The sequence below is a fragment of the Komagataeibacter diospyri genome (genome assembly GCF_043995075.1).
Classification (GTDB): Bacteria; Pseudomonadota; Alphaproteobacteria; order Acetobacterales; family Acetobacteraceae; genus Komagataeibacter; species Komagataeibacter diospyri.
Window position 1 is genome coordinate 2,783,873 of record NZ_CP171836.1, and the last position, 14,730, is coordinate 2,798,602.

Consider the following 14,730-nt stretch of genomic DNA (forward strand, 5'->3'; position numbering starts at 1 on the left):
TTTCCTTAACGCGAAGGTGAGCCTGTAGCGTTTGAGGCCACCACACCCGAACGGGTGACGTCAATACAATCCGCGCCCGCCCCGTGCGCATTTTCATCGGGCAGGCCCACCGCGCGGACATAGATACGCGTGGGTGCGATACCGGCGTGCAGCAGCACCGAACGGGCCGCAAGCCCGCGCGACAGCGCAACACGGCGGGGTGTGGACGGATCATCGGCGCGGCCTTCGCCGTAGGCCGCGATGCTGATGTGCTGGTCGGGCAGCTTCTGCATGACTGTGGCAAATGTTTGCAGCGCCGAAATCATGCGTGAATTCATATCCGCTGACTGCGTGGTGAAGTGCAGGCGCGTGCCGCCGGCAATCCGTTCCGCCCGCCCGCGCGCCTGCGGGTCGGCCTTGACCTCGGGCGGCATGGGAAAGGGATGCTGCGGCACATGCAGTTCCGGTGGCCGCAGGACGGGATTGGCGGGCGGTTGGGTCGCGACCGGTGGCAGGGAGGCGATGGCCGCAGGCGATGCAATGGCCGTGGCGGGTGCGTGGCTGCCGGGAATATCCCCGGTGGCACTGCCGCCAGTGCCGCTGGCACCCGCCACGTTGCCGTTGCCCGTTGTCGTGCTGGTCGTGGTGCCGGTGGGGGAGGCGGACATGCTGCCGCCATCGGGCAGCATGGCGGGGCGTCGTGGCGCGCCCAGCGCATCAAGTGCATTCCTGCTGGTCGTAACCTGCGCATGGGCACCAGCAATGGGGGCGGACAGCCCGACTGCCACGGCGCCCAGTACGATCAGCCCACGCAGGGAGCGGCGGTGGAAAGGGGAGGATATGTATTGCATCGTGTCCGGCAGGCTACCGGGCGACGGGCGGGGGCGCAATCGGCAAACGGGTCACACCCGCGCCCCCGGACATCAGGCGATGCTGCTGGCCACCAGTTCGCGCAGGGGCCCATGCAGCTGCGGGTTGCCCGCGACCGCGTCGATGGAGGCGCCAAGGTCATTGAGGTCAATGCCTTCAGGATCGGTGGCGTAACCACCCGCTTCACGCACCAGCAGGATGCCGGCCGCGCAGTCCCACGGCTTGATGCCCATTTCCCAGTAGCCATCATAACGCCCCGCCGCGACCCATGCGAGGTCGAGCGCAGCTGCGCCGAATCGGCGGATACCAGCTACCTGCGGCATGAGCGCGCCCAGCGTGCGCGCGAACGACAGGCGGTTGCGGGCCGAAACCCTGGCAAACGGGATGCCGGTTGCAAACAGGGCCTCGTTCATCGACCGGCGGGCGGATACGCGCAGCCTGCGGTCGTTGAGGAACGCCCCCACACCCTTTTCGGCCCAGAACATTTCGTTGGCGGCCGGGTTGTACACCAGGCCCGCCACGATCTCGATCGTGCCATCGGGCAGGCGGCGCTGCAGGCCGATCGAAATGGCCCAGTGCGGGATGCCGTGCAGGAAGTTGGTCGTGCCATCCAGCGGATCGACGATCCAGCGCCACGTCCACCCCTCGTTCCCCGAGGCACCGCTTTCTTCCATCAGGAAGGCATAGCCGGGGCGGGCGCGCGCCAGTTCCTCGCGGATGGCGGTTTCGGCCCGCAGGTCGGCCTGCGACACGAAATCGCCAGGGCCCTTGATGCTGACCTGAAGCTGCTCGACTTCGTTGAAGTCACGCAGAAGACGGCGTGCAGCCTTCTGGGCAGCGTTCTGCATCACCGTCATATGGGGAGAGAGTCGCATTGCCACGGTGATCGGTCCTGTCTGGTTCGTGCGGTGGAACGGAGGGTCGGGGGTTTGAAAAACCGGCCCGTGCGGGATGGGGACACCCCGGCACGGGCTGGTGGATGGTCAGGACTTGGCGCGTTCGACGTAGGTGCTGTCCTCGGTGCGGACCACGATACGCTCACCCGCTTCGATGAAGGGGGGCACCATGGTCTTGACACCGTTGGACAGGCGCGCGGGCTTGTAGGACGAGCTTGCGGTCTGGCCCTTCACCACGGGGTCGGCCTCGACCACTTCCAGTGTGACCTGCGCGGGCAGGACGACGCCAACCGGGTCGCCTTCGACCAGGTTCAGCACCAGCGTCATGTTGTCCTGCAGGAACGGCGCCTGGTCACCCAGCAGGTCCAGCGGCAGGATCAGCTGTTCGAACGTTTCGGGGTCCATCAGCACGATGTTGTCGCCGTCCATGTAGGAGTAGGTGTATTCCTTCTCCTCGGTCATCAGGCGCTCAACGGTGTCGGCGGTGCGCCAGCGTTCGTTGGTCTTGTTGCCGGTCTTGAGGTCGCGCATCTCCACCTGGATGAATGCACCGCCCTTGCCCGGCGTGATGATCTGCTGCTTCAGGACCGTCCAGCGACGGCCGTCGTGCTCAATAACCTGTCCGGCGCGGATCAGGTTTGCCTGCTGCTTCATGGTGGTCCCTGTATGGTTGTGGGAAGTATGGCGGTTCGGCTTCTAGCGCCCCACGCGCGTCAGGGCAAGGTTGCGGGCTGTCTTTTCAGCCGGGTTCGCGCGCAAGCCGGTGTATTGTGCCATCGGGCGCACGCACCCGCAGGGCGCCGTCCGGACCTGTATGCAGGTAATCGGGGGCAATGGGCACCTTTCCGTGACCGCCGGGGATATCAATTACATAGGTTGGCCATGCAATGCCCGTCACCCGCCCGCGCAGGGCGGCCAGAAGGCGCTGCCCCTCACGGATTGGCACATGAAAGCGCGCGGTCCCGGGGGCGGGATCAAGCTGGTGCAGGTAATAGGGGCGGATGCGGGCGGCCACCTGTGCGCGCAGCAGGGCCTCGAGCGCTTCGGGTGTATCGTTGACCCCGCGCAGCAGCACGGACTGGCCCAGCACCGGAATCGCGCGCGCCTGCACGCGGCGGATGGCGGCGCGGGCGGCGGGGGTGAGTTCACGGGCATGGTTGACATGCGCCACCAGCCATATGGAACGCGTGGTTTCCAGCGCATCTGCCATGTCGTCATTCAGACGCGCGGGGTCGGCCACCGGCACGCGGGAATGGATGCGGATGGTGTGGATATGATCCATTCCCTCCAGCGCCGTCATGATCGCGCGCATGCGGCGCGGGGACAGCATCAGCGGATCACCCCCGGTCATCACGACTTCATGAATGTCGGTATGGGTGCGCAGCCAGTCCAGCGCCCGTTCAAGGGCCGCGTCATCCAGCACGCCCCCGCCGGGGCCGACATGTTCGCGCCGGAAGCAGAAACGGCAGTACAGCGGGCAGACCAGCAGCGGCTTGAGCAGCGCGCGGTCGGCATAGCGATGCACGATTCCCGGTACGGGGGACAGGGCGTCATCTCCGATCGGGTCGGGGTTTTCCGTCGGGTCTGTATGGCATTCCGTAACGTCAGGTATGACCTGCCGCCCGATCGGGTCATCGGGACTTTCGATCAATCCGGCAAATGCAGGCGGGATGGCGGTTGCGTACTGCCGGGCCACCTGTTCCAGCGCCGGGACCTGCGTGGGGGTAACCAGTCCTGCTTCCAGCAGGTCCGTTACGGTGCGCAGCGTGCGCGTGGGGGGATTGACCGATGATGCCATGCCGGGGCTGTACTGCGCCCGCCTGTCCGCTGCAACCGGAGATCCCGCCCATGCCCGATTCTATCGCTCCCCATCCCGATTCCGCCCGTATTGCCGACCGGTTGCCGTTCCTGCTGCGGCGTAACCTCGTGCTGCGTGGCGTCCGGGCGTTTTTTGACGCGCGTGGGTATGTGGAGGTGGAAACCCCCTATGCCGTGCCGACTCCGGGTGAGGAAGTCCACCTGAAGGTGTTCCGCACCGAACGCGCGGGTGCGGATGGTACCCGCCAGCCGCTATGGCTGCACACCAGCCCGGAATTCGCCATGAAGCGGATCGTGGCGGCTACCGGCCTGCCGGTATACCAGCTGGCCCGCGTGTGGCGGAATGCGGAAGGCAGCAGGCTGCATGCGCATGAATTCACCATGCTGGAATGGTATCGCCCCGGCGCCACGCTTGCTGCCTTGATGGACGAAACGGAAACCCTGCTTCGTGGCGTCCTGCCGCCCGTTGTGAGGGCTGGCGGCGATGAAATCAGTATCAATGCCCCCTTTGAACGGCTGCGTGTTGCGGATGCATTCCATCGCTACGCCGGTGTGGACATTCTGGCGAACGAGGGGGATGCCGTATCCCTTGCCCGTGCGGCAGGCTGCGACCTGCGGCAGGGCGAGACATGGGAAGACCTGTTCTTTCGCCTGATGATGGCGCGGATCGAGCCGCATATCGGCCGTACGCGCCCTACCTTCCTGACCCACTGGCCGGCAAGTCAGGCGGCCCTTGCGCGCCGTGACCCGGCGGATCCGCGCGTGGCGCTGCGTTTTGAACTGTATGCGGGCGGGATCGAACTGGCGAATGCGTTCGAGGAACTGACCGACAGCACCGAACAGCGCCAGCGTTTCGAGGCCGACCGTGCGCGGCGGCTGGCGCTTTATCCCGATGAAGCCGGTCTGGACTGGCCGGTGGATGAAGCCTTCCTGTCTGCACTCGACCAGCTTCCGCCATGCGCGGGGATCGCCCTTGGTCTTGACCGGCTGGTGATGCTGGCGGCAGGCACCGGGCGGATCAGTGATGTGCAGTGGATGGGGGAAGGCTGAAGAACAAGAAGTTTTTGGTGAAGCTTTTGTCAGAAAGCTTCGAAGAACGCTGCTTTTTAGAAAAAGGCGGCACCCAAAAACTTCTGTTATTTTTTAAATGGTTTCCGCCGCCGAGATTGCCGCGTTCATGGCGCGTACTCCCGCACCCGGCCCATCGGGGTGGGACCAGACCGCGCTGATGACCGACAGGAAATCAGCCCCCGCACGCACCAGTGTCGCGCAGTTATCGGGATTGATGCCGCCGATGGCCACGACGGGCAGTTCGATCATGCTGCTCCACCATGTCAGCAGGGCGGGATCGGCGCGGATTTCGGTTTCCTTGGAAGGGGAGGGGAAAAACGCACCAAACGCCACGTAATCGGCTCCGGCCTCACCCGCGCGCAGGGCCATGTCGCGGCTGTCGTAGCACGAAACGCCCAGTTGCAGTCCGTCACCCAGTATGCGCCGGGCCGTGTCCACATCCGTATCGTCCATGCCCACATGCGCCCCGTCACACCCGCAGGCGACGGCAAGGTCGGGCCGGTCATTCATGATGAAGGCCACGTCACGCGCATGGGCCACGGGCTGCAGAACGTCCACCGCACGGCGGATCGTGTCATCATCCACGTTTTTCAGGCGCAGTTGCACGGCCGCAACCGGGCCTGCGTCCAGCGCCTCGGCCAGACGGGGGGCGAACGCCGCCGGATCAAGCGATTCGGGGGTGATGAGGTAAAGCTGGCAATCAGTCATGTCGGATTGATCCTATGCCACCATCGTGATGGCGAACAGCCCCCGGCATGGCATGTGCCCGCAGGTACTGCTCCAGAACATGCCCGGCGCCGCGCAGGGGCAGGTCCAGCGATGCGGGGCGTTGCGCCATGATGTGGCCGCCCGTAACCTGTGCCAGTGACACCAGGGCACGGTGCTGTGCCGCAGGTACATGCGCGATGACGCCACCCAGTCCCGCGCGCAGGGCTGCTGCGGCATGGCCCGCCGCCTGCCCGCAATCCAGCAGGGCGGGCAGCGGGCAGTCCGTCACCAGCGCCACCCACCATGGTACCCCCATGACGCATCCGGCACCTGGAGGGGAAACCACGGTGCAGTTCACGCGTAACGATGCGGCCATGGCCATGACCAGTCCCAGGTCATGCGCGCAGGAAATGGTGACGCAGGGGGCAGGGCGCATAGAATGGTCATGTTTGTCGATCATGCTTGACGTTGAAACCGCACCGCGCGATCAGTTCAAGGGGAGGAACGAGGGAAAGGATGAACGTGTCTGATATTATCATGCCACCGGGGCAGGAAGTCGCCCCTTCCTCCTCGGAGACCGGGCAGGACCCGGTGGATCGTCTTGAACTCGCCCTGAACCGTATTGCCTTCGCCCTTGACCGGCGCGCGGAACTGGCGTCCATCGCCCGCCCATCCGGGCCAGAGGTGGACGTGCAGGCGCTGGCGGCCAATATCGATGTCCTGATCGCCCGCGTGCGTGACGTGCTGGGCGAAGACGAAGCTGACAGCGGGAAGGAATAACGGCCATGAGTCAGGTGACCGTGCGCATCAACGGCTTTTCCTATGCCGTGGGCTGCAAGGAAGGACAGGAAAAGCACCTGCAGGCCATGGCGCAGGAAGTGGAACGGCGTATCGACCGCATCCGCGAACTGGGTGGCCATAGTGGTGAAGGCCGCCTGCTGGCCCTTGCCGCCCTGCTGATGGCTGATGAAATCCATGACCTTACGGCGGAAAAGATGTCTTCCGATACCGCCCATCAACTGGCGGAGGGCCGTCAGGCGCGGATCGAGAACGAACGCCGCCGCGATCAGCTGGCGCATCTGGCTGAACATGCGGAAAACATTGCAGCCGCGATGGAAGAAGACTAGATTGCAGGGGCGGGGCTGCCGGGTGCGTCAGGCATGATTCAACCCCTGGGCCGATAAGCACTTCCTAGGGAGCTGGCACTGTCGTGACCGTGGTCACGTTACCTGGCGCCCACCTGCGTCAGCAGGTCCGGGAGGGCTGATCCGACCAACGGCCATGGCGGCTCCGTATATGTTTTCATGACCTCTCTTGATCCCGAATCGTGGCCTGTCGTGCGTGCCAAACAGGCCCTGCGCCACCAGATGGCGCACCACCGGCAGGCTTTCGCAACCAGCCCCACCCGCGCCGGTGCGGAAGAAGCCCTGTGTCACCGTATGGTGCGTGGCCTGCGTGGCATGGCCGGGGCAGGGGACTGTATCGCCCTGGTCTGGCCCCTGCCGGGGGAAAGCGACCTGCGCCCGGTCATGCAGGTCCTGCATGCGGACGGGCTGTGCATCGCCCTGCCGGAAACGCCGCCACGCGGGCACCCTCTGGTCTTTCGCCGCTGGCAGCCCGACTGTCCCATGCAGTCCGGACGCTATGGCACCTTTCATCCTGATGGTCCTCCCATGCAGCCTGATGTGGTGTGCGTGCCGCTGCTGGCGTTTGACCGGCGTGGCATGCGGCTGGGATATGGCGGGGGATATTACGACCGCACGCTCGCACGCCTGCCGCGTGCGCGGACGGTGGGGTTCGGCCTGTCCTTTCAGGAAGTGACATGTATTCCGACCGGCCTGTATGATGTGGCATTGCCCGCGATCGTGACCGAACGCGAATGGATCCGGTGTCGTGGCGACGGGCGTACACGGTAACAAAGGCTGTTTTCTTGAGAATACTGTTTCTGGGTGACATTGTCGGGCGCGTGGGGCGCGAGGCCGTTATTTCCCGCCTGCCCACCCTGCGGCGCGATCTTGCACTCGACCTTGTGGTGGTAAACGGGGAAAACGCCAGCCATGGTTTTGGCCTGTCGCCCGCCATCGGGCGTGACCTGCTTGAAGCGGGGGCCGATGTCATCACGCTGGGTAACCATAGCTGGGACCGTCGTGACCTGATTGGCCATATTGACAGCGAACCCCGCATCATCCGTCCTGCCAACTACCCGCCCGGCACGCCGGGGCAGGGTAGCGTGATGGTGGAACTGGTGGATGGCCGCAAGGCGCTGGTTGTCAGCGTCATGGGCCGCCAGTTCATGGATGCGATGGATGACCCGTTCCGCTCCGTTACCGATATCCTGTCGCGCCATCGTCTGGGTGTGACCATGCATGCCGCCGTAGTGGATGTTCATGCCGAAGCCACGAGTGAGAAATGGGCCATGGGTCATTTCCTTGATGGCCGGGTCTCGCTGGTCATCGGCACCCACACACACACGCCCACGGCAGACCACCGGATTCTGTCGGGTGGCACCGCGTTCCAGACCGATGCGGGCATGTGTGGCGATTATGATAGCGTGATCGGTATGGGCAAGGACGCGGCCATCGCCCGTTTCGTGCGCAAGATGCCTGGTGACCGTCTGCAACCCGCCGAAGGGGACGCCAGCATCGCGGGCATGATGGTTGAAACTGATGATGCCACCGGCCTTGCCCGTCGCATGGCTCCGATCAGGCAGGGTGGTCATCTGGCGCCGACACTGCCAGATTTTTAACGTATACATCACTGATGGGAATAAAAGTTTTTTGGGGCTGCCTTTTTCAAAAAGGCAGCATTTTTCTGAAACTTTTTAAAAAAGCTTCACCAGAAACTTCCTGCGGACTGCCTTGTGAAGCAGATCCCAAAAAAGAGGTTTGCAAAGGCAGGTGACCTTTGCCGGGTTTCAGGGCAGTGCCCTGAGGAAACGTGCGCCTCGGACAGGGTGTGGCAGCAGCCCTGTCCTGTCCCTGTCGTCGGTTACCGGAACGCCGGTTCGTCAAACCCGCGCAGCTTGCGCGAATGCAGGCGGTCCACGCCCTGCGCGCGCAACTGCTGCATGGTTTCGATCCCCACCACCAGATGCTGGCGTACGCGTTCACGGTAGAAGGCATTGGCCATGCCGCGCAGCTTCAGTTCCCCATGCAGCGGCTTGTCCGATACGCACAGAAGCGTGCCATAGGGTACGCGGAAACGGAACCCGTTGGCTGCGATCGTGGCCGATTCCATGTCCACCGCAATGGCACGGGATGTGTTGATGCGGGTGAACAGCGCGCCAAGCCGCAATTCCCAGTTGCGGTTGTCCGTCGTCATGACCGTGCCGGTGCGCAGGCGTGTCTTGACTTCGGCATCGTGCAGGCCGGTCACGCGCGCGGTCACGTCCTGCAGCGCCACCTGCACTTCGGCAATGGGGGGCACGGGCACCCATGGCGGCAGGTCGTCATCCAGCACATGGTCATCTCGCAGGTAGCCATGCGCCAGCACGTAGTCCCCCAGCTTCTGGCTGCGCCGCAGTCCCGCGCAGTGGCCCACCATCAGCCAGCAGTGCGGGCGCAGCACCGCAAGGTGGTCGGTAATGGTCTTGGCGTTGGCGGGGCCGACGCCAATATTGATCAGCGTGATGCCATCCCCATCGGGGCGGCACAGGTGGTAGGCGGGCATCTGCGGCAGGCTCTGACCCGCATGGGTGGCCGTATGCGGGGTGTCGCGGGTATGGATGATTTCGCCTGGTTCGACAAAGGTGGTGTATTCCGATCCCGCATCCACCTGCGCATGGCCGTATTCGCGGAATGCATCCACGTAACGCTGGTAATTGGTCAGCAGGATGAAGCGCTGGAAATGGCGTGGGGCGGTGCCGGTGTAATGGTGTAGCCGCGCCAGCGAGTAATCGGTGCGCGCCGCCGTAAACAGCGCCAGCGGCCGGGGTACGCCGGGGCGGGGGATGTAATCGCAGTTGGCGATCGAATCATCGGTGACATGCAGGTCCGGCAGCGCGAAATGCGACTGGATCCATGCAAGGTCGGATTCGGTCAGCGACGTGACCGCTTCTTCCGTCACATAGGGCAGCGGGATCGGCTGGTTCGACAGCCCGACCATGACCGGTGTCCTGTAATGGCGCAGCAGGCTTTCGATCTGTTCGCGCCAGTAATCGGCAAACAGCGCGGGCCGGGTCAGGGTGGTGCCGTAAAATCCCGGCTCCAGCACTACGTCAAAGGGGGGGCGGGGGCCATCGGCTGGCAGGGCGGCCTGCGGCATGAAGGCAAGGTAGGGATAGACCGCATCCGCAAGGCCCGTGGTGTCGCGGGTGGTGAAGGCGTGGCGGACCAGTTCGCCCGCATGGTCATACAGTTCGGTAATGCGGGCCACGGCGGCGTCAGCCGTATCAAACGGCTGGAAGTCACGTCCGACCTGCTGCAGGAGGTCTGCTGTATCCATGGCGGGTCTCTCCGTCTGCCTGACGCGCCTAGCGGCGGATCAGGATGTAGTTGATGGTCAGGTCAATGGGGAAGGTATCCCCCTGCATGTCCGGCGGCACGGGCGGTAGCTGCGCGTTGCGGAACATGCCCACGGTCGCTGCGTCAAGGTAGTACGACCCTGACTGCCCTGTCAGGCGCACCTTGGTGACATGGCCATCGCGGTCCAGTTCCACATGCACCGAGGACGGGCCTTCCTCACCCGCGCGGGCGGCTTCCTCGGGGTAGTACATGTGGCTGCGGATCCAGCGGTCGAGTTCGCTGCCATAATCATCGCTGACCCCCTTGATCTGCGTATTGGTGGAATAGGGGGCGTTGACCTGCCCGTTCTTGACCAGCGGGCCAAGCGACAGGTCGATCGGGCTGCCCGTGCCGCCTGCACGGCCACGCTGGTTGCGGCGTGGCAGCGGTGATTGCGACAGCGACCAGTTACGGGGATGTTCCAGCGCCCTGTAATCCGTGGCGGAGGAATGGCTGTGCGACTGCTGTGCGGGGTGGTTGCCGTGGCCCGAACTCTGCATGGACGGATTGAATGTGTCCTGCCGTTCGGACTGCGGTACCGACAGGTCGGATGGCGCGTCACTCAGCGGCGGGGCGGCGGGAACTTCCGGTGTGGGTATGTTGGGCGAAGGGGAGGAATCCTCGTCGCTCTGCTGCGGATTGGGGGTCTTTTCCTGTGCGCTGGGTTCGGGCTGGTCCTGCTGCTGCCTGGGCGCGTTCTGGCCGCCCGCCATATCGGGTGAAGACTGCCCCTGCATCCCGCTGGATGTCGGGGGCGAAAAGACCATTTCCACCTGCGGCTCCGACTGCGTGGCGTTGGGGGAGCCGTGCTGGCTGTGATGGGCGGATTCAATCAGGATGGTCGCCAGAAGGGCTGCGTGCAGCAGCCCCGATATGGCGATGGCCCGGCCGGGACCGGGGGTTTCTTCCGTATCCGGACGGATCAGGCCCGACATGGTGGGGCGCAGCTTGCGGTATCCCGGTGGCTGCGGCACGGCCACGCCCGCCAGCAGCCGTTCGCGGTCGGGTGGCCGGTACTGGTCCCCTGCCGTATCGGGCGGCAGACTGGCGCCGGGCTGCGTGCGGCGTGGGATCAGTACGGGCTCCACGGCATTGCGCCGCCGGGAGGAGGGACTGAGTGTCACCGTCATGAAAGGCTACGGGTCTCCGCCATGTTGGTCTGTTGCCGGGGCCGCGCACCTGCCTGCCCTGTTATATCGCCAGCATAACCGACGCGGATGGGGGGTCTGTCAAGGACCGGATGTGTAACGGAAGGCGGTTCAGTAACGTTCAGTAAAATTTTCCAGCAGTTCCGCAAATCTTTCAGGGTTTTCGACATGCAGCCAGTGCCCGGCCTGTTCGATCAGTTCCAGCCGGTAACACGGAAACAGCCGGCGCATGATGCCATAATGCTCCGGGCGGATATAGGGGGAATTCCCCCCTGCCAGGAATAGCGTGGGACCGGGATAGGTATAGCCTTCGGGGATATAGGGCCAGTTTTCCACATTGGGCAGCGATTCCACGATTTCACGCAGGCCGATGCTCCAGCCCGGATTTTCCCCCACCCGGATGTTCTGCAGCATCAGTGCGCGGACATCCGTGTTGGGAATGTAGTGCTGCAGCAGCCTGTCCGCCCCCGCGCGGTTGAGGAAGGGCGGGAACGGCACCCGCAGCATCTGCTCACCCAGCGCGAACTGACCATGCCCGGTGCGCGCGGGCGGGATGTCGGCCACCAGCAGACTGTGCACCATGCCCGGCCGGGTCAGCGCCAGCGTCATCGCAACCTTGCCGCCCATGGAATGGCCCACCAGGGTCGCGGGCAGCGCATTGTGGTGGGCCAGCGTTTCCAGCAGGTCGGCGGCCATGGTGTAGTAATCCATAAGCCCGTGCGGGCTGTCGCCATGGTTGCGCAGGTCGATGGCCAGCGTGCGGCGGGTGGTGGCAAGCCGACGCTGGAAGAAGCCAAGGTTGCGCGCGCGTCCGAACAGGCCATGAAGCAGGACAACAGGGGGACGTCCGGCCGTGTCGGGGGTAATGTCTTCTGGTCCGCGCTCAATGACGTTCAGTAGCACCGGCTGTGTCCCTATCGTCCTGTCGTGTCCGCAGGCAGGTGCTGCAGGTCCAGCATGATCTTGCCCATGTGTGTTCCGTTTTCCATGAGTTTATGGGCATCGGCAACCCGCGCAAAGGGGAAGGTGGCATGGATGATGGGGCGGATGGCCCGCTGTGCGAGCAGTGGCCACACCCGTTCTTCCAACTGGCGGGCGATGGTCGCTTTGTAGGTAGCGTCACGCGGGCGCAGCGTGGTGCCGGTCACCACCAGCCTGCGGGTCATGATGCGCGCCAGGCTGACGCCATCGGCCTTTGCCCCGTCCTGCAGGGCGATGATGACCAGTCGTCCCGCCATCGCCAGCGACCGCAGGTTGCCATCCATATATGCCCCTCCGATCATGTCCAGTATGACGTCCACGCCCCGACCGTCCGTCAGTTCCTTTATGCGATCAGGAAAGGTTTCGGTCCGGTAGTTGATGGCGGCGGTGGCGCCTAGGGCGGCGCACAGTGTGCATTTGTCGTCCGTGCCCGCCGTGGCGTAGACCGTGCCCCCCATGGCGCGGACCAGCTGGATGGTGGTGGTACCGATGCCGCTGGTGCCCCCATGCACCAGCACGCTTTCCCCCGGTTTCAGGTCGGCAGTCATGAACAGGTTGGACCAGACGGTGAAAAAGGTCTCGGGCAGGGCAGCCGCATGGATGGCGTCAAAGCCTGCGGGCCATGGCAGGCACTGGCCCACGGGCACGGCGCAGTACTGGGCATAGCCCCCGCCATTGACCAGAGCGCATACCCGCGCGCCGATGGCGGGGAAGGCGCCTGCGGGCACGTCCGGTCCGGTCGCCACGACTTCGCCCGCTACTTCCAGCCCCAGCAGGGGGCTGGCCCCCGGCGGTGGGGGATACAATCCCTGACGCTGCATGATATCGGGCCGGTTGATGCCCGCCGCCATGACGCGGACCAGTACCTCGCCCCCTGTGGGCCGGGGCACAGGCAGGGTGGAAATGCACAGGGCATCGGGACCGCCGGGCTGGCTGAATGTAATGGCCTGCATGGTGTCGGGTATGGCTTGGGTCATGTCTGTCCTCGTGAGGCGTGTACGTGCGGCATGCAGGCCTCAAGGTGTAGGCGATATGGCGCGCAGGACCAGTGTGCATGACCGGGAATCGAGCAAACGTGTGCATTCCATCCCGGTTGCCCATCGCTGCGCGTGGTCATGATGCAGACATGAAAAAAGCGCCGGAACCATATCGGTTCCGGCGCTTTTGCCTGACAGGCTTTCCTGTGGGGAAGCCGTTATCAGACGGAGTAGTACATTTCGAATTCAGCGGGGTGCGGCGTGTGTTCGAACTTGTAGACTTCTTCCCACTTCACGGCACAGTAGCTTTCGATCTGGTCCTTGGTGAACACGCCACCGGCCAGCAGGAATTCGTAATCGGATTCCAGTGCTGTCAGGGCTTCACGCAGGGAACCTGCAACCGTCGGGATCTGCTTCAGCTCTTCCGGCGGCAGGTCATACAGATCCTTGTCCATCGCATCACCCGGGTGGATCTTGTTCTTGATCCCGTCGAGGCCGGCCATCAGCATGGCGGCGAAGGCAAGGTAGGGGTTCGCGGTCGGATCGGGGAAACGGACCTCGACGCGCTTCGCCTTCGGGCTGGTCGCGTACGGGATACGGCACGAAGCGGAGCGGTTGCGGGCCGAGTATGCCAGCAGCACGGGGGCTTCGAATCCGGGGATCAGGCGCTTGTAGGAATTGGTGGACGGGTTGGTGAAGGCGTTCAGCGCCTTGGCGTGCTTGATGATGCCGCCGATGTAGTACAGCGCCTCATCCGACAGGTCGGCATAGCCGTTGCCACCAAATGTGGGCTTGCCGTCGCGCCAGATGGACTGGTGGACATGCATGCCCGAACCGTTGTCGCCATAGATCGGCTTCGGCATGAAGGTCGCCGTCTTGCCATAGGAATGGGCGACGTTGTGCACGCAGTACTTGTAGATCTGCATGAAGTCGGCGGAGCGGACCAGCGTGTCGAACTTGGTGCCCAGTTCATGCTGCGACTGTGCGACTTCGTGGTGGTGCTTTTCGATGGGCAGGCCCATCTCGCCCATGGTGGTCAGCATTTCGGCGCGCAGGTCGCCTTCGCTGTCAACCGGGGCTACGGGGAAGTAACCACCCTTGACACCGGGGCGGTGGCCCATGTTGCCTTCGGGGTAGTCCTTCAGCGAGGCGCCGGGGCCCTCGATGCTTTCCAGCTCGTAGATGCCGAAGTTCGGGCCGGTGCCGAAGCGCACGCTGTCAAAAATGAAGAATTCGGCTTCGGGGCCGAAGAAGGCAGTGTCGCCCAGGCCGGTGGACTGCAGGTACTGTTCTGCCAGCTTGGCGGTCGCGCGGGGATCGCGGTTGTAGAACTGCCCGGTGGACGGCTCGACAATGTCACAGATCAGGATCAGCTGCGGCTTGGCGGAGAACGGGTCCATAACCGCGGTGGTCGGGTCAGGCAGCAGGATCATGTCGCTTTCGTTGATGGCCTTCCATCCTGCGATGGACGAACCGTCAAACATGAAGCCTTCGCGGAAGGTGTCTTCCTCGATCGTGGTGACGTACTGCGTGGTGTGGTGCCACTTGCCACGCGGATCGGTGAAACGCAGGTCAACCATTTCGACCGCGTTTTCCTTGATGATCTCAAAGACCTTCGCAATGGCCTTGGCGGAATGTGACGGCGTGGAGGCCGCGGCCGGGGCCTGTGCTTTTTTTGCCATGTTAATTTACCTGTCCTGACTTTGGTGTGCCGTTCCATGCGGCGCGGCGGCTATGGTTACGGAAACGGAAGGCTGCTGTCGATAGGCGTGCTGCCATG

17 protein-coding genes and 1 other RNA gene are annotated in these 14,730 nt (G+C 64.1%); 7 read left to right on the forward strand and 11 right to left on the reverse strand.

Annotation, left to right across the window (positions count from 1 at the left end):
- Nucleotides 1–5: 5 nt before the first annotated feature.
- The 4 genes from ACE2AA_RS13025 to ACE2AA_RS13040 form a co-directional block, all read right to left on the reverse strand.
- The gene (locus tag ACE2AA_RS13025; protein ID WP_141261831.1) at nucleotides 6–830 is read right to left on the reverse strand and encodes a hypothetical protein; all 825 of its coding nucleotides are present in this window, start codon (nucleotides 828–830) and stop codon (nucleotides 6–8) included.
- A 72-nt stretch (nucleotides 831–902) separates the two neighbouring features.
- Nucleotides 903–1,724 (reverse strand): inositol monophosphatase family protein, encoded by an 822-nt coding sequence (locus ACE2AA_RS13030; RefSeq protein WP_162851956.1) that lies wholly within the window; start codon nucleotides 1,722–1,724, stop codon nucleotides 903–905.
- 108 nt (nucleotides 1,725–1,832) lie between these two features.
- Nucleotides 1,833–2,399: an elongation factor P gene (gene efp, locus ACE2AA_RS13035; RefSeq protein ID WP_010510155.1), complete on the reverse strand. Its 567-nt coding sequence runs from the start codon at nucleotides 2,397–2,399 to the stop codon at nucleotides 1,833–1,835.
- Between the two features lie 85 nt (nucleotides 2,400–2,484).
- A complete protein-coding gene (locus ACE2AA_RS13040; RefSeq protein WP_141301921.1) occupies nucleotides 2,485–3,543 on the reverse strand; it encodes a lysine-2,3-aminomutase-like protein in 1,059 nt (352 codons plus the stop codon).
- A 50-nt stretch (nucleotides 3,544–3,593) separates the two neighbouring features.
- Between ACE2AA_RS13040 and epmA the strand changes: the two genes are divergently transcribed.
- Entirely contained in the window at nucleotides 3,594–4,613 is a 1,020-nt protein-coding gene (epmA, locus tag ACE2AA_RS13045; protein WP_395370061.1) for an EF-P lysine aminoacylase EpmA, read from the forward strand.
- A gap of 93 nt (nucleotides 4,614–4,706) precedes the next feature.
- Here epmA and thiE read toward each other — a convergent pair whose 3' ends face one another.
- Together thiE and ACE2AA_RS13055 are read right to left on the reverse strand one after the other, a co-directional pair.
- Entirely contained in the window at nucleotides 4,707–5,342 is a 636-nt protein-coding gene (gene thiE / locus ACE2AA_RS13050; RefSeq protein WP_141261834.1) for a thiamine phosphate synthase, read from the reverse strand.
- Nucleotides 5,335–5,658 carry a hypothetical protein gene (locus tag ACE2AA_RS13055; RefSeq protein WP_395370063.1) on the reverse strand — a complete coding sequence of 108 codons (324 nt, stop codon included), beginning with the start codon at nucleotides 5,656–5,658 and terminating at the stop codon, nucleotides 5,335–5,337. The genes thiE and ACE2AA_RS13055 overlap by 8 nt, the downstream gene beginning before the upstream one ends.
- On the opposite strand from ACE2AA_RS13055, the gene ACE2AA_RS13060 reads away from it, so the two are divergent.
- The 6 genes from ACE2AA_RS13060 to ACE2AA_RS13085 all read left to right on the forward strand — a co-directional run bounded on the left by ACE2AA_RS13060 (nucleotide 5,657) and on the right by ACE2AA_RS13085 (nucleotide 8,088).
- The gene (locus ACE2AA_RS13060) at nucleotides 5,657–5,872 is read left to right on the forward strand and encodes a hypothetical protein (protein ID WP_395370064.1); all 216 of its coding nucleotides are present in this window, start codon (nucleotides 5,657–5,659) and stop codon (nucleotides 5,870–5,872) included. The genes ACE2AA_RS13055 and ACE2AA_RS13060 overlap by 2 nt on opposite strands.
- A complete protein-coding gene (locus ACE2AA_RS13065) occupies nucleotides 5,859–6,122 on the forward strand; it encodes a hypothetical protein (RefSeq protein ID WP_141261835.1) in 264 nt (87 codons plus the stop codon). The genes ACE2AA_RS13060 and ACE2AA_RS13065 overlap by 14 nt, the downstream gene beginning before the upstream one ends.
- A gap of 5 nt (nucleotides 6,123–6,127) precedes the next feature.
- The gene (locus ACE2AA_RS13070) at nucleotides 6,128–6,469 is read left to right on the forward strand and encodes a cell division protein ZapA (RefSeq protein ID WP_141301927.1); all 342 of its coding nucleotides are present in this window, start codon (nucleotides 6,128–6,130) and stop codon (nucleotides 6,467–6,469) included.
- Nucleotides 6,470–6,478: 9 nt separating this feature from the next.
- A non-coding RNA gene (ssrS, locus tag ACE2AA_RS13075) (6S RNA) lies at nucleotides 6,479–6,637 on the forward strand.
- Between the two features lie 9 nt (nucleotides 6,638–6,646).
- Entirely contained in the window at nucleotides 6,647–7,258 is a 612-nt protein-coding gene (locus ACE2AA_RS13080; RefSeq protein ID WP_395370065.1) for a 5-formyltetrahydrofolate cyclo-ligase, read from the forward strand.
- Nucleotides 7,259–7,272: 14 nt separating this feature from the next.
- The gene (locus tag ACE2AA_RS13085) at nucleotides 7,273–8,088 is read left to right on the forward strand and encodes a YmdB family metallophosphoesterase (RefSeq protein WP_395370066.1); all 816 of its coding nucleotides are present in this window, start codon (nucleotides 7,273–7,275) and stop codon (nucleotides 8,086–8,088) included.
- A gap of 242 nt (nucleotides 8,089–8,330) precedes the next feature.
- Here the strand turns inward: ACE2AA_RS13085 and ACE2AA_RS13090 are convergent, their stop codons facing one another.
- The 5 genes from ACE2AA_RS13090 to glnA all read right to left on the reverse strand — a co-directional run bounded on the left by ACE2AA_RS13090 (nucleotide 8,331) and on the right by glnA (nucleotide 14,632).
- Nucleotides 8,331–9,785: an AMP nucleosidase gene (locus ACE2AA_RS13090; protein WP_395370067.1), complete on the reverse strand. Its 1,455-nt coding sequence runs from the start codon at nucleotides 9,783–9,785 to the stop codon at nucleotides 8,331–8,333.
- A 28-nt stretch (nucleotides 9,786–9,813) separates the two neighbouring features.
- A complete protein-coding gene (locus ACE2AA_RS13095) occupies nucleotides 9,814–10,974 on the reverse strand; it encodes an energy transducer TonB (protein WP_141261840.1) in 1,161 nt (386 codons plus the stop codon).
- A 129-nt stretch (nucleotides 10,975–11,103) separates the two neighbouring features.
- On the reverse strand, nucleotides 11,104–11,895 hold the full coding sequence (locus ACE2AA_RS13100) for an alpha/beta fold hydrolase (RefSeq protein ID WP_141261841.1): 792 nt from the start codon (nucleotides 11,893–11,895) through the stop codon (nucleotides 11,104–11,106).
- An 11-nt stretch (nucleotides 11,896–11,906) separates the two neighbouring features.
- Nucleotides 11,907–12,950 (reverse strand): NAD(P)H-quinone oxidoreductase, encoded by a 1,044-nt coding sequence (locus ACE2AA_RS13105; protein WP_395370069.1) that lies wholly within the window; start codon nucleotides 12,948–12,950, stop codon nucleotides 11,907–11,909.
- A gap of 221 nt (nucleotides 12,951–13,171) precedes the next feature.
- Nucleotides 13,172–14,632, reverse strand: a complete 1,461-nt coding sequence (gene glnA, locus ACE2AA_RS13110) for a type I glutamate--ammonia ligase (protein WP_110556571.1) — start codon at nucleotides 14,630–14,632, stop codon at nucleotides 13,172–13,174.
- Nucleotides 14,633–14,730: the final 98 nt, after the last annotated feature.

What these genes read in the sequence shown, in the direction of transcription:
- thiE (WP_141261834.1), bottom strand. Translation starts at nt 5,342, where the DNA reads ATGACTGATTGCCAGCTTTACCTCATCACCCCCGAATCGCTTGATCCG.
- ACE2AA_RS13025 (WP_141261831.1), bottom strand. Translation starts at nt 830, where the DNA reads ATGCAATACATATCCTCCCCTTTCCACCGCCGCTCCCTGCGTGGGCTG.
- ACE2AA_RS13060 (WP_395370064.1), top strand. Translation starts at nt 5,657, where the DNA reads ATGACGCATCCGGCACCTGGAGGGGAAACCACGGTGCAGTTCACGCGT.
- ACE2AA_RS13030 (WP_162851956.1), bottom strand. Translation starts at nt 1,724, where the DNA reads ATGCGACTCTCTCCCCATATGACGGTGATGCAGAACGCTGCCCAGAAG.
- ACE2AA_RS13065 (WP_141261835.1), top strand. Translation starts at nt 5,859, where the DNA reads ATGAACGTGTCTGATATTATCATGCCACCGGGGCAGGAAGTCGCCCCT.
- ACE2AA_RS13105 (WP_395370069.1), bottom strand. Translation starts at nt 12,950, where the DNA reads ATGACCCAAGCCATACCCGACACCATGCAGGCCATTACATTCAGCCAG.
- ACE2AA_RS13070 (WP_141301927.1), top strand. Translation starts at nt 6,128, where the DNA reads ATGAGTCAGGTGACCGTGCGCATCAACGGCTTTTCCTATGCCGTGGGC.
- ACE2AA_RS13055 (WP_395370063.1), bottom strand. Translation starts at nt 5,658, where the DNA reads ATGGGGGTACCATGGTGGGTGGCGCTGGTGACGGACTGCCCGCTGCCC.
- glnA (WP_110556571.1), bottom strand. Translation starts at nt 14,632, where the DNA reads ATGGCAAAAAAAGCACAGGCCCCGGCCGCGGCCTCCACGCCGTCACAT.
- ACE2AA_RS13095 (WP_141261840.1), bottom strand. Translation starts at nt 10,974, where the DNA reads ATGACGGTGACACTCAGTCCCTCCTCCCGGCGGCGCAATGCCGTGGAG.
- ACE2AA_RS13090 (WP_395370067.1), bottom strand. Translation starts at nt 9,785, where the DNA reads ATGGATACAGCAGACCTCCTGCAGCAGGTCGGACGTGACTTCCAGCCG.
- ACE2AA_RS13040 (WP_141301921.1), bottom strand. Translation starts at nt 3,543, where the DNA reads ATGGCATCATCGGTCAATCCCCCCACGCGCACGCTGCGCACCGTAACG.
- epmA (WP_395370061.1), top strand. Translation starts at nt 3,594, where the DNA reads ATGCCCGATTCTATCGCTCCCCATCCCGATTCCGCCCGTATTGCCGAC.
- efp (WP_010510155.1), bottom strand. Translation starts at nt 2,399, where the DNA reads ATGAAGCAGCAGGCAAACCTGATCCGCGCCGGACAGGTTATTGAGCAC.
- ACE2AA_RS13080 (WP_395370065.1), top strand. Translation starts at nt 6,647, where the DNA reads ATGACCTCTCTTGATCCCGAATCGTGGCCTGTCGTGCGTGCCAAACAG.